We start from the raw sequence: 15054 nt of genomic DNA on the forward strand, positions 1-15054 counted from the left end.
AGTACGAGCCGTGTCGACCTCTGCCCCGGGCGATCCTTAAGACTGGTCATGGTTCCGGGAGGCAGCCGCGATGAGTATTGCTGCCGCGCGCGCCGCAGTTGCCGCGGACTCGGTGGCCCGGTCCGGCCCATGCACGAGGACTCGCGCGGCGACCCCGTCGATCAGGAGCAGCAGTTGCGAGGCGAGTTCGCCCGGTGAGTCGCATCCGGCCTCCTCACACAGGTCGTGCAGCAACTCCAGGAGCCACTGCTTCTCGGCCCGTACGGCAGCGGCCACCACATCGTCGGCCGCGGACTCTGCGGCCGCGTTGAGGAAGGCGCAACCGCGGTGACCTGAATGCCCGTACCAGGATGTGAGCCAGGTGAACACGGCGTTCAGGCGCGGCGCTCCGGCGGCTTCACCCGACAACTGCGCGGCGAGGTCCGCCGCGATTCGTTGCTGCCGCGCTTCGAGAGCTCCGGCCGCGAGGGCCGACTTGGAGGAGAAGTGTGCGTACACCGTTGGTTTGGTCACCCCGGCCGCTCTGGCGACGGCGTCGATGTTCGTGTTCGCGATGCCCTGCTCGTAGAAAACCTGCTCGGCTGCGGCCAGCAGACGGGCGCGGGAGGTTGTGTTCCGCTGCATAGATTTAACTTACCAGACAGTTAAAATAAGACCTCCATGGAGCGCCTTTCGGTGGCCGCTTCGCCCTCACCCGCCCCTGTCGCCGCATGTCGGGCTGGAGTCCGCGTGGATTCGTGCTCCTCCCGTACTCCGGTCAGATCGCGTGTCCTGAGCTGGTTCTTTTCCGGTAGTGGCAGCGTCGGGCTGTGGCTTGGAGGCGTCTGCGCCAGTGGGACCGGTTCAGGGCGTGGAGGTGTCTGTCCTGGTGAGCGGGTCGAGGGCTGATCCGTTTCTGCCGCCTCCCTCGCCATGCCGTCCCCCTGTGCGGGGAGGGCGGTCAGGAAGAGGGAGAGCACCCCGATCTGACAATTGTCGATCTTCCCCGAGGGGCCGGTGTACTGCCGTCCCACTCCCGCCGACGTGCTGCCCTTCTTGATGAAACCGGTGCCGTCGACGATCAGCACACTGGCCGGGCCGAGCCGTTCAGGACGTAGTCGCGGGCCTCGCCCCGGGCGGTGTCGGCGTCCCGCCGAGCGCCATTGAGTAGGTGCTGGAGACCTGCCGGGTCGCGGTGACCCGCCCACTCGGCCGGCTGCCAACCGTTTTTGCGTCCCACCGGCGCCAGCGGACCGCGGACGTAGGCCCGCATCCGCCGGCGCAGATCCGCCTGGGCGAAACGGCCCGGTGAAGACCGGCTATCGCGGTTTCCGCTGGTCACCGACGCCGCAGGGGGAGGGCCGTGCCGGTCGCTCCGGGCCCTCGCGGTGTACCGGGTCAGCCGCAGCGAGCCCTACCCGCGCTTGCCTCGGCGGTGATCGCGGGGGGAGCCGGAATGTGCGGGACAGGACCTTCTGCATGTGTTCGGTCCGTTCCGGGGTCAGTTCGTCCTGCGTCGACCGCGGTCTCCTTGCTGTGGCCGCGCGGCGCGGGCCCGCCATGTCGCACCGACGTCCGCGGCCAACACATCGCGCGCCACCGTCTGCGCCAGACTCTCGCTCGCCGTTCCCCAGGCGCGACCGATGGACCATCAGGAGCAGTTCCCACCTGCTGCCCTCGAAGGCGGAGCGACAAGCTTCGGGCCGGCTGGGCTCCGGCACGACGGGCCTTTACGGGCGGGCGTCCCTGAGCTGCGCCTGCGTGAGTCGGACCGGCTGCCCGCCCGGGGTGTACAGGCGCTTGATGAAGATCTGGAAGCCGAGTTCCCTGATCCTGATTTCGGCCTCGTTGGTGTTGTGCGGTTCGGTGCCAAGGGCCGCGCGCACCAACGGCACCACCGGGATGAGACGGCCACCGATGTCGGCGACGACCCAGAAGTCATTGGGGGCGTAGGCGGTGTAGTCGGGTTCTGTGCGGGATGCGTCCATGACGGCGGCGCGAGTCAGGGTGGCGGTCTCACCCGCCTTCGTCCTGACGGTCGTAGTGCTGGCTGCTGCGTTCATGGGCGGGCCTTTCGAGTTGACAGTTGCTGTAGGAGTGGCCCGCGCCGCGACTCGTCTCCGAATCGGGGCCGGTCGGGCGCACTCGCGGAGCGGCGGGCCCGGCGCGCGGGGAACATGATGACCGGGCCGCTGACACTGCGGCTGGCGACGACCACACCCCCCGTGCGGCTAGTGAGCGGACACCTTACCGAAGTTGATCACACCCACGGTAACGGTCTCGTCACCGCCGAGTGGGAGTATGTCCCGCTCCACCTCGCGAAGTTCGCCAAAGTCGCCATGAAGACCACCGGTGACCAGGGGCCGGTCCCGCGGGCCCGTCAGTCTTCCGGGAACCGCAGTGGCCGGACCTGCTCGGGCGCGGGGCCGGTGGACTCGCGGGAGACGTAGGTGGCGCGCAGGGTGTGCCTGCGGGGGCGGGACGTCGAGCCGTTGATACGGCGTACCAGGATGTCGGCCGCCAGCCCGCCCAGTTCCTGCACCGGCTGGCTGACCACGCTCAGCCTCGGCCGGACGAGGGTGGCCCACTCGGCGTCGTCGAAACCGATGACCGAGACGTCGCCGGGGATGCGGGCGCCGAGGTCGAGCAGGGCGTCCAGGGTGCCGAGGGTGGCCACGTTGTCGGTGGTGAACAGCGCGGTGGGCCGGTCGGGCGAGCTCATCAGCTCCAGGACGGCTGAGCGGGCCCAGGTCCGGTCGTATCCGGTGTGCCGGATCAGCTCCGCGCCGCGCGGGATGCCCGCGGCGCGCAGGGCCTTGCGGTAGCCGGTGAGCCGCTCGGTCGTGGTCCAGATGTCCGCGCCGGGCGCGAGCTGCGTGGCGTTCTCGTCGGGGGAGGCCGAGGTGACCACGGCGATGCGGGTGTGCCCCGCTTCGGTGAACCGGGACACCGCGGCCTCGGCGGCGCCGCGGTTGTCCACGACGACCGTGTCCAGCGCGGCACCGCTGAGCGCACGGTCCAGCAGGACCACGGGGATGCCCGCGGCGACGGCCTTGTCGAGGTGTTCGTGGTCGGCAGCGGCAGGGGCCACGACCAGACCGTCCACCCGCCGCTCGATGAACATCTGCACCGCGGACTTCTCGGTGTCGCCCTTCTCGTCGCTGTTGGCGAGGACGACCTGGAGGCCGGCCTTGGCCGCGACGTCGGTGATGCCGCGCACCGCGCGGGCGAAGTAGGCGTTCTCCACGTCCGCGACGACCACGCCCAGGGTGTGGGTGCGTCCGCTGATCATGCTCCGGGCCACCGCGTTGGTGCTGTAACCGAGTTCGGCGGCGGCGGCCAGCACCCGTTCCCGGGTGGCCGCGCTGGACGAGCCGTACCCGCCCAGGACCCGGGCGGCGGTGGCCTGTCCCACGCCGGCGTGCCGGGCGACGTCGGGGATGGTGACGCGACGCGGCGGCCGTGGGGTGTTGGGCATGGGCGGTCTCTCGTGAGTGACGGCTCGGCGGGGGCCGGGGAACCGGCCGACGAAAATTCGAGGCCATTCAACCATTGACGGGTGATGCCCGTCCGTGGGTAAGGTCTGGTCTGGCTCGTTGGTAACGTTATCAAACCCCACCGACGCCACCCCGCCCGCCGTTTCCCGGCCGGCCGCCGCGGCACGCCCCCGCCCGCGGCCGCCCCGATCCCACGCCCCGAACTCCGGAGGTACCACGGATGGCAACCGACACCCTCTCGCCGCCGACGTCCGCTGGCCCTGCCATCAGCCTCGTCGATGTGGTCAAGGACTTCGGCGGCGCCGGCGCCCGGGACGCGGCGGTCGTCCGCGGCGTCAGCCTCGCCATCGGCGAGGGCGAGTTCTTCTCGCTCCTCGGCCCCTCCGGCTGCGGCAAGACCACCACCCTGCGGATGATCGCCGGCTTCGAGGAGCCGACCTCCGGGCAGATCCTGCTGCACGGACGCGACATGGTCGGGGTGCCCGCCAACGGGCGTGACATCAACATGGTGTTCCAGTCGTACGCCCTCTTCCCGCGCCTGAGCGTCGCCGACAACGTGGCGTTCGGACTGCGCCGCAAGCGGGTGCCCAAGGAGGAGCTACGCGACCGGGTCGAGAAGATCCTGCGCACCGTCGAACTCGCCGACAAGGCCGACCGCCGCCCCCGCCAGCTCTCCGGCGGCCAGCAGCAGCGCGTCGCCCTGGCCCGCGCCCTGGTCAACCGCCCGCGCGCGCTGCTCCTGGACGAACCCCTCGGCGCCCTGGACCTCAAGCTCCGCCAGACCATGCAGCTGGAACTCAAGCGCATCCAGCGGGAGGTCGGCATCACCTTCGTCTACGTCACGCACGACCAGGCCGAGGCGCTGACCATGTCCGACCGGATCGCGGTGATGAACCAGGGCCTGGTCGAACAGGTGGGCCCGCCGCAGGAGGTGTACGAGCGGCCCGCCACCGCGTTCGTCGCCGGGTTCATCGGCACCTCCAACCTGATCGGCGGCCGGCTGACCTCCGTGTCGGCCGGGACCGGGGTGCTCGACCTCGGTGACGGCCAGCGCGTCACGGTCCCACTGCGCGGCTCCGTCACCGCCGGGGAGGCCGTCGAACTCACCGTACGGCCGGAGAAGATCACACTGACCACCGGGCCGGCCGACGCCGCCAGCCGGGTCCGCGGCACCGTCCGGGAGGTGGTCTACCTCGGCACCTCCACCAGCTACACGGTGGACACCAGCACCGGCGCGGAGATGACGGTCTTCCAGCCCAACGACGGCACCGCCTGCGCTTCTCCGTCTCGCGGCGACACCGTCTGGCTGTCCTGGGCCACCGACCACTCCTACCTGCTCACCACCGCCCCCGCCCCCGCGGCGACGGCCGTCGCGGACCCGGTTTCCCTCACCTCGCGCTGACGACAGGCGGACCAACCACCATGCCCGAGCACTTCACACCCTTCGCGCCCCGGCCGGGCGCGCCGGCCCCGCAAGGCTGGACGCGGCGCCGCCTGCTGCGCGCCGCGGCCGGCGCCGCCGCGCTGGCCCCGCTCGCCGCCTGCAGCGTGCCCGGCGCCCGCGTGCACGTCCCCACCGGCAAAGCGGAGATCGCCGCCGCCGTCACCGACTTCTGGACCGGGAAGAAGCGGTCCGGGAAGCTGGACTTCGTCAACTACACGCAGTACATCGACGTCGACCCGGCCGACCAGAGCAAGCACCCCACCCTCGACGCCTTCACCCGCGAGAGCGGCATCGAGGTCACGTACGACGAGCTGATCGACGACAGCGCCTCCTGGTTCGGCAAGATCCAGCCGGAGTTCGCCTCCGGCCAGGGCATCGGCTACGACCTGATGGTCGTCGGCGGCGACAGCTACCTCGGCAAGTACATCGAACTCGGCTACCTGGCCCCGCTCGACCACAGCCGCCTGCCCAACTTCGCGCGGTATGGCGGAGCGGCGTTCAAGAACACGCCCTTCGACCACGGCAACGTCTACACCGTCCCCTGGCAGTCCGGCATGACCGGCATCGGCTACGACCCGGCCCGGGTGGGCCGGAAGATCACCAGTTGGCAGGACCTGCTCGACCCCAGGCTGCGCGGCAGAGTCGGCATGTGGAACGACGCCGTGCAGATGGGCAACATCGCGCTGCTGGCGGTCGGGGTGGACCCGGAGACGTCCACCCATGCCGACTGGCGCAAGGCGGCGGCCTGGCTGCGCAAGCAGCGCGACGCCGGCATGGTCCGCTCCTACTCCACCTCGACCTACCAGTCGTCCCTCCAGCGCGGCGACCTCGCGGCCTCGCTCGTGTACTCGGGCGACGTCTTCCAGGCCAACCAGAGCGGCTCGCGACTGGAATTCGTCATCCCGGACGAGGGCGGTCTGCTCTGGACCGACAACCTCTGCATCCCGTCGACGGCCGCCCACCCCGTCGACGCGCTCACCTACATGAACTACGTCTACCGGCCCGACGTCGCCGCGAAGATCAGCGAGACCGTGCAGTTCGTCTGCCCCGTGCCCGCCGCGCAACGGGTCGTCGCACGCGACGCGGACGCCGCCACCGGCAAACGGCGCACCGTGCTGGACGCCCTCGGCACCAGCCCCCTGGTCTTCCCGACCAAGGCCGACCAGTCGAAGCTGCGCCGCCTGCGGGTGCTCGACGAAGAGGAGGAGAAGCAGTGGAACGCGCTGTTCGAACCGATCTACCAGGCCTGACCCGGCGGCGCCGTCGCACCGGGGAAGCACTGGGCCCCTATCTGATGATCCTTCCGGGCTGGCTGTGGCTGGCGGCCTTCTTCGTCACCCCCGTCATCGTGATGGTGTCGCTGTCGCTGCAGACCGGCAACTTCATCGACGGCTTCCGCCAGACGTTCCACTTCGGCACCTACGCCGACATGGTCCGCACCTACCACGTGCAGCTGGTCCGGTCCCTGGTCTACGGCGTCGCCGCGACCGTCGCCTGCGCCGCCGTCGGCTACCCGGTGGCCTACTGGATCGCCTTCCGGGCCGGCCGGCACAAGTCGGTGTTCCTCTTCCTGCTGCTGTTGCCGTTCTTCGTGTCCTTCGTCATCCGTACCCAGTCCTGGAACGTCGTGCTCGCCGACCACGGCGTCCTGCTCGGACCGCTGAAGGACATCGGCCTGCTCCCGGCCGACTTCCACCTGCTGGCGACGCCCTACGCGGTGATCGGCGGCCTGACCTACAACTTCCTGCCGTTCATGGTGCTGCCCGTGTACGTGGCCCTGGAACGGGTCGACCCCAAGGTGATCGAGGCCTCCACCGACCTGTACGCCTCCCGGGCGCAGACCTTCCTGCGCGTGGTGCTGCCGCTGTCGCTGCCCGGCGTCTTCGCCGGCGTGCTGCTGACGTTCGTACCGGCCTGCGCCGACTACGTCAACGCCGGCATCCTCGGCGGCCCCTCGACCACGATGATCGGCAACATCATCCAGACCGAGTACTTCACCAACCTCGACTACCCCGGCGCCTCCGCCCTGTCCTTCGTCCTCATGGGCGCACTGCTGCTGGCCGTGTTCACCTACGCCCGGACCCTGGGCACCGACGAGGTCCTGGAGGCGGCAGCGCGATGACGACCACAACCGCCGCCCCCGTGGCCGACGCGCCCGCCGCACCGCGCACCCGGCGCACCGGGCGCCCGCGGCGCCGCCCCACGCTGACCCTGTACACCGTGTTGGTGCTGGCCTGGCTGCTGCTGCCGATCGCGGTCATGATCCTGTTCGGGTTCAACGACACCGGCAGCAAGGTGAACTTCACCTGGCAGGGCTTCACCCTGAACTGGTACCGGCACCTGTTCGCCATCCCCAACCTGACCTCCGCCCTGGTCAACAGCCTCACCATCGCCCTGGTCGTCGCCGTCGTCGCCACCCTCCTGGGCACCCCGATCGGGCTGGCGCTCGGCCGGCACCGCTTCCGCGGCCGGGGCTCGGTGGACCTGCTGATGTTCGCCGCCATCGCGGCTCCCGAGATCGCCCTCGGCGCCGCGCTGCTGTCGCTGTTCATCGTGCTGGGCGTGCCTCGCGGCTACTGGACGATCGTCATCGCGCACGTGGCCTTCTGCATCCCCTACGTCGCCATCACCGTACGGGCGCGCATGGCGGGGCACGACCCGACGCTGGAGGAGGCCGCCCGCGACCTGGGAGCCGGCCCGTGGACAGCGTTCCGGCTGGTCACCCTGCCGATGCTGCTGCCCGGCGTGGCATCCGGCGCCCTGCTCTGTTTCGCCCTGTCCGTCGACGACTACGTCATCACCAGCTTCAACGCCGGCCGTACGGTCACGTTCCCGCTGTGGGTGTACAGCGCCAGCCGTACCGGCGTGCCCCCGCAGGTCAACGTCATGGGAACGCTGATCTTCGTCGGCGGTCTGATCATCGCCGGGGCGAACGTGCTGTTCTCCCGGCGTCGCGCGGCCTGACCCGCTCCGGTCCCCGCGCCCACGAAACACCGGCTCACCGGCACACGCCGGCCGGTGCGGAACAACCCTTGAGGAAGTCATCACCGTGCTCAAGTTCAACGAAGCCGAGTTCGTCTCCCAGACGAAGAGCCTGCTGGCGCTGCGTCCCCAGATCGAGAAGCTCGTCGACCGTCTGGCCGACGAGGGCTACGACCACGTCCTCCTCGTGGGCGCCGGCGGCACGTACGCGCAGATGTGGCCCTACGAGCACCTCGCCCGGCGCACCTCGGTGTTGCCGGTCCGGGCCGCCGTCGCCGCCGAACTCGTCGTCTCCGGCGACGCCCGCCTCGGCGAGCGCACCATCGCCGTCTTCACCTCCGTCTCCGGCACCACCGATGACACCCTCCGCGCCATCGACTACTGCAAGTCCCGGGGCGCCCACACGATCGGCTTCACCGGTTACCCCGACTCCCTCGTCGCCCAGAGCGTCGACACCGCGCTGATCTCCGAGCCCAAGGCCTGGCCGTTCGACGTCCAGCTGCTGCTGTTCATGGGCCGGCTGCTCTTCCGCCGGGGCGAGTTCGAGGGCTACGAGCGCCTCGCCGACGAGCTGGGCGTCCTGCCCCGCGTCCTGGTCGACGTCGCCCGGCAGGCCGAGCCGGTGGCGTCCGACTTCGCCGAGGCCCACAAGGACACCGACTACCACTTCCTCGTCGGCGGCGGGAACCTGTGGGGATTCACCTACCTGTACTCGATGTGCATCCTCGAGGAGATGCAGTGGCTGCGCACGACTCGTGTGCACAGCGCGGAGTTCTTCCACGGCTCGCTGGAGCTGCTGGAGGAGAACACCAGCGTCATCGTCTTCCAGGGTGAGGACGAGACCCGGGCGCTGACCGACCGGGCCGAGGCGTTCGCCAAGCGCGTCTCCAAGGACGTCACCGTCTTCGACACACGCGACTATCCTCTGGAGGGCATCAGCCCCGAGTTCCGCGGACTGCTCGCCCCGCTGGTGCTCGACACCGTGATGGACCGGGTCAGCAAGCACCTCGAGCGGGTCCGCGACCACTCACTCGACCTGCGCCGCTACTACCGCGTCATGGACTACTGAACCTCCGGCCGGTTCCCCCTCGTCCATCCGCCCCGCGCGCCGGTGCCCCGGCACCGGCGCGCCCACGGCGGGCGCCGTGCCCCCGCGTACCGCGCCCGCGCCTCGGGAGACCCTGATGAAAGTCCTCGGTTTCGGCGACAACACCGTCGACCGCTTCGTGGACCGCGGCACCGACTACCCCGGCGGCAACTGCGTCAACGTCGCCGTCTACGCCCACCAGCTCGGTCTGGACGCCGCCTATGCGGGGGTGTTCGGCGACGACGACCTCGGCACCAGACTGCGCGCGGCCGTGGCGGCGCAGGGCGTCACCGTGGACCACAGCGTCGTGCGCCACGGCGCGACCTCGGTCTCCACCCTGCACGTGCGGGACGGCGACCGGGTCTTCCTCGGCTACGAACCCGGCGGTGCAGCCGTCCACGCCCCTCTCCCCGTCACCCCAGGTCTGCTCGCGTACGCAGCCTCGTTCAGCCTGGTGCACTCCAGCGTCTACTCCGGCACCGAGGCCGAACTCCCGCTGCTCGCGACGGCCGGCCCACTGCTCAGCTTCGACTTCTCCGACGAGGAGGAGTTCCGTACACCCGCTTATCTCGACCGGGTCTGCCCGCACCTGGACCTCGCGCTGCTGTCGTGCTCACACCTGGACGAGGCCGCCACCCGGGCCCTGCTCGCCGAGGCCGTGGACCGGGGGGCCGGGATGGCGCTGGCCACCCGAGGGCTGCACGGGGCGATCGCGTACGACGGCCGGACCACGGTCGTCGCGCCGGCCCGCGCTGCGGACCCCGACTCCGTCTGCGACACGATGGGCTGCGGAGACGCCTTTCTCGCCGGGTTCGCCGTGGCGCTGCTGCGCGACGGATGGTCCCGGCGGGTGCCACCTGCCCCGGCGGCCCTGCGGGACGCCCTGCGGCAGGGCGCGGAGGCGGCGTACCACCAGTGCTTCGTGGAGGCCGCCTTCGGTTGCGGCTGGCCGACGCCGGCGACGAGGGCCGGACATGGAGCCGGGCCCGCCGCGCAGGCCGTGCCCGGCTCCGCCGCCGTCGCCCCCATTCGCCCGGTCTGAGCGCCTACCCGCCCGCGCGTTCCGCGTCAGAGCATCTCCAGGGGTGTGGGCCCGTCGGGCGGCGGGAACGCCTGGTCGAGGGCGTCGAGCGCCTCGGGGGGAAGGCGGAGGTCCTGTGCGCCGCGGTTCTCCCGCACGTGGTCGGGTGATCCGGAACGCGGGATCGCGGCCACCCCCTGTTCCAGCACCCAGGCGAGGGCCACCTGGGCCGGCGTGGCTCCGAGGGCCCGGGCCACGGCAGTCAAAGCGCCGCCCTTCAGGAGTCGCCCCTGCTCGATCGGGGAGTAGGCCATGGCCGTCACCCCGGCCTGGCGGCACCAGGGGAGCAGATCCCACTCGATGCCGCGCCGGGCAAGGTTGTACAGCACCTGGTCGGCGGCCACGGCGTCGCCGTTGGGGAGGGCGGCCAGTTCGGTCATGTCGGTGACGTCCAGGTTGCTCACGCCCCAGTAGCGGATCTTCTCCGCCTCCATCAGCTCGGTGAACCCCGCAAGGGTCTCCTCCAGTGGCCACCGTCCCCGCCAGTGCAGCAGGTAGAGGTCCAGCCGTTCCGTACGCAGGCGCCGCAGGCTGCGCTCGCAGGCGGCGACGGTGCCTTTCCGGTCGGCGTGGCCGGGCAGTACCTTGCTGACGAGGAAGATCTCCTCCCGGCGTTCCCGGAGGGCCTCGCCGACGAGTTCCTCGGCTGCGCCGTCGCCGTACATCTCCGCCGTGTCGACGACGGTCATGCCCAGATCCACGCCCAGCCGCAGTGCGGCGATCTCCTGTTCTCGCCGGGCCGGGTCCTCGCCCAGGTACCAGGTGCCCTGCCCGAGCGCCCCGATCTCCTCACCGGAGGGGAGCGCGATCGTTCTGGCCGATTCCGCAGACATCTCGGGCCTCCCGTCCGCCGCGGATGCGCGTCACGCGCGCACCCGCACCGGGTGCCCAGGTCCGCGCCTCCCAGACGACCGGGGCCGGATGCGCCGCAGGGAGGTCAGGAGGGGCGAGCGGGCTGCGCCGGGAGCTCGCCGGGACCGGGTGCGCGATCCCGCGACGCGAGGACCACCGACACGACGGCGCCGCAGGAGAGGACCGCCGCGAAGCCGATCATCGCGGTCTGCACGGCGAAGTGCCGCAGGGCGATGCTGAACAGGACGGAGGGCAGGCCCATTCCCAGGTACGCGACGACGAAGAACACGGCGAGGACCCCCGCGCGTGAGGCGGGCTCGGCCACTGAGACGGCACGTTCGACACCTCCCTTGAACAGCAGCCCGGAGCCGGCTCCCGACAAGGACACGGCTACCAGGTACAGCCAGAGCGCCGGGTGGTAGAGGGCGACGGCGCACAGCGCCAGTCCGACCGGGAAGACCACTGCCCCGACGGTCAGGACCCGGGGCAGGGGGAGGCGGCCCAGCACCAGTTGGCCGGCCGCCGCGGAACCGAACATGAGGAAGGCCGCCAGGCCGGCCACGAGGTGCGAGTCGGTGTGCAGGGTGCCGTGGAGCACGCTCGCCCCGAGGGAGGAGATCAGGCCGAGAATCGCGAAGGCGAAGGCGCCCAGCGCGCCGGCCGCGCCGAACGTCCGTCCGCCGCCGGGCCGCAGGACGAACCTGCTGGGCGGTTCGGTCGCGGGCAGCTCCAGGTCCACGGTCTCCGGGGTGGACAGCACCAGCGCCAGGCACACGGCCATGGCGAGGGTGAAGATCGCCTGGGCGGTGATCAGGGGCGCGGGAAGCCACTGCGCGACGGCTCCGGCGACCAGGGGCCCCGAGGCCAGGCCGCCGAGGTTGGCGGCGGTCGCCACGATGCCGGGCAGCACCGAACCGCTCCGTTCCGGACGCGCCTCGTGGTGGAGGTCGTGCAGGTACGTCGTCGCGGTCGAGGCCATCAGCCCCAGTCCGACACCGTTCAGGATCCTGCCCGCCAGCAGCCCCGGCAGGTCCCGCCACGCCATCAGTACGACCGACGCGACGATACCGACCAGCAGCGCCGGGACGATGATGCGCCGCCGGCCGAGCCGGTCCGAGAGGTGTCCCAGCCCCAGGAAGGCGGCCGCGGCGCCCACGACCATCGAGGCGTACGCCACCGTGACCGTGGTCGCGCCGAAGTGGTCCCGGGCCTCGTACAGCGGCCACAGGGGGGTCGGCGCGGTGCCGAAGGCCATCAGCACGGTGAAGGCAACCGCCACGAACCAGAAGCCGGTCGTGTGCGAGGCACGGCGCCGCACGGGGACGCGGGGCGGCAGGTCGGCGGAAGCGGGCACTGGAATCCGGTGGGTCGGGTCGCCGGGAGCGTCGGTTGTGGGACGGCTCAGCGGCGTCGGTACGGCAGGCAGGGGTACCCCTCCTCGGGTGGAAATGGATGACGCTTTCCATCCTCCTCACCAGCCAGGATCAACGCCAACGAATGTTTTTGCTGGGCTCCAGCAATGCGAGTGATACTTGTCGGGTGGAGCTACGTCACCTGGAGCACTTCATCGCGGTCGCCGAGGAGCTGAGTTTCACGCGTGCCGCCCGTCGGCTGCATGTGGTGCAGTCGGGGGTGTCCGCCGCGATCCGCTCGCTGGAGCGCGAGCTCGGCTGCGCGCTGTTCGAGCGCACCTCGCAGCAGGTCCGGCTCACCGGGGCGGGCGCCGCGCTGCTGCCGGAGGCTCGGGCCACCCTGCACGCCGCGCAGGCCGCCCAGGACGCCGTGCGCGCCGCACAGGACACACTGCGCGGCACGGTGAACGTGGGTGCCATGGCCTCGGTCGAAGTGGTGGACCTGCCTGCACTCCTGGGACAGCTGCACGCGCGGCACCCGGCGATCGACGTCCGGCTGCGGCTGGCGACGGCCGGCTCGGCGGGACTGGCGCAGGCGCTGCTCGGCGGGGACCTGGACGTGGCCTTCCTGTCGCTGCCCGAACGCAAGCCCGCCGGGATCGACGCACGGGAGCTGGCCACCGTGCCGCTCGTCCTGGTGGTGAGCGCCACCCATCCGCTGGCGCAGCGGGGAAAGGTGGCGCTCGCGGATCTCGCGGGGGAGCCCTTCGTGGACTTCCCGCCGGGCTACGGCAACCGCGAGGTGGTCGACCGGGCGTTCGCGGCGGCGGGCGTCGTACGCCGGGTGGCACTGGAAGTGCCCGACATCGACATGGGGGCGGCTCTGGTCCGGCACGGTCTGGGCATCGCCTTCCTGCCCGCGTTCGCCGTCGCCCGCACCCCCGGCCTGCACGTCCTGGACGTCCAGGACGTCCAGGACACCACGCTCCGCTGGAGCATGCATCTCGGCACGTCGTCGACCCGGCGGCCCAGCTCGGCTCTGCGGGCGCTGCTCGACCTGGTCGACCTCCACGTCATCGCCCTGTGACGCCCGGACCGCGCCAGGAAGTCACCCGTCGGTGCCGTCGGGCCGCCGCGTTCGCCTCGCTCAGGCCGCGACATCTGCCGGAGCATCCCCTGATGCTCGCGCTGCTGCGGTCCGCAGGCGTCGTGGGCTCGCACCGGTCCGGCCTCTGCCGCCACACGTTGCGCAGGGGGAGGCCGCGCGGGCCAATGGCGGGGCGGAGGCGCCGACCTGGCGGCCGGTCAGGCGGGCGGCCAGTTCTGCAGCATCGCGTCGGCCACCTGCTGGAGTTCGGAGCGGGTGGCGCCGCCGGCGGCCTGGACGGCGATGCCGTTCGGCACCGTCATGACGTATCGGGCGAGCAGCTCCGGATCCGAGCCGGGCGGTAGGTCACCCTCGTCGACGGCCTGCTGGAACCGGTGACGCAGGCGGGCACGGCCCTCGTCGCGCCAGGCGATCAGGGCGTCCTGGGCCGCCCGGCCGGAGTCGCCGGCGGCCGGCGAGCCCGGTACGCCGAGGCATCCGGCGGGGCAGCCGGGGCGGGTGGTCGCGCTGACCGAGCCGGCGAGGAACGCCGCGGCCACCTCGCGGGCGCTCGGTTCTTCCATGGCGCGGGCGGCATAGGCGGCGGGGCCTTCGGTGCGGCGCTCCAGGGCCTTGCGGAACAGCTCCTCCTTGTTGCCGAAGGCCGCGTACATGCTTTCGCGGGTGATGCCCATGGCGTGGGTCAGGTCGGTCAGGCTCGCGCCTTCGTAGCCCTGCTCCCAGAAGACCGTCAACGCCCGCTCCAGGGCCTCGTCGGCGTCGAAGCCCCCCGGTCGGCCGAGAGGCGCTTTCCGGGTGATCTCCACGGCCTCACCCCATCCCTGGATACCGATCGGTACAGAAGTGCTACGGTTAGTTCTGCACCGACCGGTATCTAAATCTGAGGAGTTCAGGCATGGGGCAGCTGGAAGGCAAGACCGCCGTTGTCACCGGCGGCAGTACCGGAATCGGCCTGGCCACCGCGGCGCGGCTGGCGTCCGAGGGCGCCCATGTGTTCATCACCGGCCGGCGCAAGGAGGCGCTCGACAGGGCCGTCGAATCGATCGGTGACTCCGTCACCGCGGTCCCCGGCGACATAGCGCGGCCGGCCGACCTGGACCGGCTGTACGAAGCGGTCCGTGACCGTGGCCGAGGCCTGGACGTCCTCTTCGCCAACGCGGGCACGGCCACGCTCGGCCCGTTGGAACAGGCTACCGAGGAACAGTTCGATCAGATCTTCGGCGTCAATGTCCGGGGCACACTGCGCACCGTGCAGAAGGCGCTGCCGCTGCTCAACGACGGCGCCTCGGTGATCATCAACGACTCCATCCGCGCCGACGACGGCCGGGAGGCCTTCGGCCTGTACGCGGCGTCGAAGGCCGCGATCCGGTCCCTCGCGCGGACCTGGGCCAACGAGCTGAAGGGCAGGGGCGTCCGGGTCAACACGGTCGCGCCGGGCGCGATCGACACCCCCGGAGTCGACATCGCCATCGGCGAGGAGAACGCGGACGCCGTCAAGGCGGAACTCGCGGCGGGAGTTCCGATCGGCCGCAGGGGACGCCCGGAGGAGGTCGCCGCCGCCGTGGCCTTCCTCGCCTCCGCGGACAGCAGTTTCATGCTCGGTACCACCCTGCACGTCAACGGCGGTGAGAACCAGTTCTGAACCCCGTCACGCGGAGTCCCGAACCGTCGC

At 71.2% G+C, this 15054-nt stretch carries 14 protein-coding genes and 1 pseudogene; 8 read left to right on the forward strand and 7 right to left on the reverse strand.

Features of this window, described 5'->3' with window-relative positions:
- Positions 1 to 36: 36 nt before the first annotated feature.
- From ACSP97_RS35975 to ACSP97_RS35990, 4 genes and pseudogenes are all read right to left on the reverse strand, one after another.
- Positions 37 to 624: a TetR/AcrR family transcriptional regulator gene (locus ACSP97_RS35975; RefSeq protein ID WP_355329008.1), complete on the reverse strand. Its 588-nt coding sequence runs from the start codon at positions 622 to 624 to the stop codon at positions 37 to 39.
- Between the two features lie 314 nt (positions 625 to 938).
- Positions 939 to 1321 (reverse strand): annotated as a pseudogene (locus ACSP97_RS35980) (transposase); the annotation flags it as partial.
- A 388-nt stretch (positions 1322 to 1709) separates the two neighbouring features.
- The gene (locus ACSP97_RS35985) at positions 1710 to 2042 is read right to left on the reverse strand and encodes a hypothetical protein (RefSeq protein ID WP_355151808.1); all 333 of its coding nucleotides are present in this window, start codon (positions 2040 to 2042) and stop codon (positions 1710 to 1712) included.
- A 317-nt stretch (positions 2043 to 2359) separates the two neighbouring features.
- The gene (locus ACSP97_RS35990) at positions 2360 to 3457 is read right to left on the reverse strand and encodes a LacI family DNA-binding transcriptional regulator (RefSeq protein WP_364731315.1); all 1098 of its coding nucleotides are present in this window, start codon (positions 3455 to 3457) and stop codon (positions 2360 to 2362) included.
- 239 nt (positions 3458 to 3696) lie between these two features.
- Here ACSP97_RS35990 and ACSP97_RS35995 point away from each other — a divergent pair, with 239 nt between their 5' ends.
- The 6 genes from ACSP97_RS35995 (at position 3697) to ACSP97_RS36020 (ending at position 10031) form a co-directional block, all read left to right on the forward strand.
- A complete protein-coding gene (locus ACSP97_RS35995; RefSeq protein ID WP_440555959.1) occupies positions 3697 to 4878 on the forward strand; it encodes an ABC transporter ATP-binding protein in 1182 nt (393 codons plus the stop codon).
- A 20-nt stretch (positions 4879 to 4898) separates the two neighbouring features.
- On the forward strand, positions 4899 to 6170 hold the full coding sequence (locus ACSP97_RS36000; protein ID WP_355151805.1) for a polyamine ABC transporter substrate-binding protein: 1272 nt from the start codon (positions 4899 to 4901) through the stop codon (positions 6168 to 6170).
- The gene (locus tag ACSP97_RS36005; protein WP_355151804.1) at positions 6134 to 7042 is read left to right on the forward strand and encodes an ABC transporter permease; all 909 of its coding nucleotides are present in this window, start codon (positions 6134 to 6136) and stop codon (positions 7040 to 7042) included. The genes ACSP97_RS36000 and ACSP97_RS36005 overlap by 37 nt, the downstream gene beginning before the upstream one ends.
- Positions 7039 to 7884 (forward strand): ABC transporter permease, encoded by an 846-nt coding sequence (locus ACSP97_RS36010; RefSeq protein WP_355527418.1) that lies wholly within the window; start codon positions 7039 to 7041, stop codon positions 7882 to 7884. The genes ACSP97_RS36005 and ACSP97_RS36010 overlap by 4 nt, the downstream gene beginning before the upstream one ends.
- Before the next feature lie 85 nt (positions 7885 to 7969).
- A complete protein-coding gene (locus ACSP97_RS36015) occupies positions 7970 to 8971 on the forward strand; it encodes an SIS domain-containing protein (protein WP_355527416.1) in 1002 nt (333 codons plus the stop codon).
- 115 nt (positions 8972 to 9086) lie between these two features.
- Positions 9087 to 10031 (forward strand): PfkB family carbohydrate kinase, encoded by a 945-nt coding sequence (locus ACSP97_RS36020; RefSeq protein WP_440555960.1) that lies wholly within the window; start codon positions 9087 to 9089, stop codon positions 10029 to 10031.
- A 26-nt stretch (positions 10032 to 10057) separates the two neighbouring features.
- On the opposite strand, the gene ACSP97_RS36025 is transcribed toward ACSP97_RS36020, so the two are convergent.
- Both ACSP97_RS36025 and ACSP97_RS36030 read right to left on the reverse strand, forming a co-directional pair.
- The gene (locus ACSP97_RS36025) at positions 10058 to 10903 is read right to left on the reverse strand and encodes an aldo/keto reductase (protein ID WP_440555961.1); all 846 of its coding nucleotides are present in this window, start codon (positions 10901 to 10903) and stop codon (positions 10058 to 10060) included.
- 104 nt (positions 10904 to 11007) lie between these two features.
- Positions 11008 to 12276 (reverse strand): MFS transporter, encoded by a 1269-nt coding sequence (locus ACSP97_RS36030; RefSeq protein ID WP_440555962.1) that lies wholly within the window; start codon positions 12274 to 12276, stop codon positions 11008 to 11010.
- A gap of 185 nt (positions 12277 to 12461) precedes the next feature.
- On the opposite strand from ACSP97_RS36030, the gene ACSP97_RS36035 reads away from it, so the two are divergent.
- Complete coding sequence (locus ACSP97_RS36035; RefSeq protein ID WP_355329017.1) at positions 12462 to 13361, forward strand: LysR family transcriptional regulator; 900 nt, start codon at positions 12462 to 12464, stop codon at positions 13359 to 13361.
- Between the two features lie 218 nt (positions 13362 to 13579).
- Here ACSP97_RS36035 and ACSP97_RS36040 read toward each other — a convergent pair whose 3' ends face one another.
- Positions 13580 to 14188: a TetR/AcrR family transcriptional regulator gene (locus ACSP97_RS36040; RefSeq protein WP_440555963.1), complete on the reverse strand. Its 609-nt coding sequence runs from the start codon at positions 14186 to 14188 to the stop codon at positions 13580 to 13582.
- A gap of 89 nt (positions 14189 to 14277) precedes the next feature.
- Between ACSP97_RS36040 and ACSP97_RS36045 the strand changes: the two genes are divergently transcribed.
- On the forward strand, positions 14278 to 15024 hold the full coding sequence (locus ACSP97_RS36045; RefSeq protein WP_440555964.1) for an SDR family oxidoreductase: 747 nt from the start codon (positions 14278 to 14280) through the stop codon (positions 15022 to 15024).
- Positions 15025 to 15054 lie beyond the last annotated feature (30 nt).

It is taken from the genome of Streptomyces sp. SCPE 10 (assembly GCF_051980735.1).
Taxonomy (GTDB): domain Bacteria; phylum Actinomycetota; class Actinomycetes; order Streptomycetales; family Streptomycetaceae; genus Streptomyces; species Streptomyces misionensis.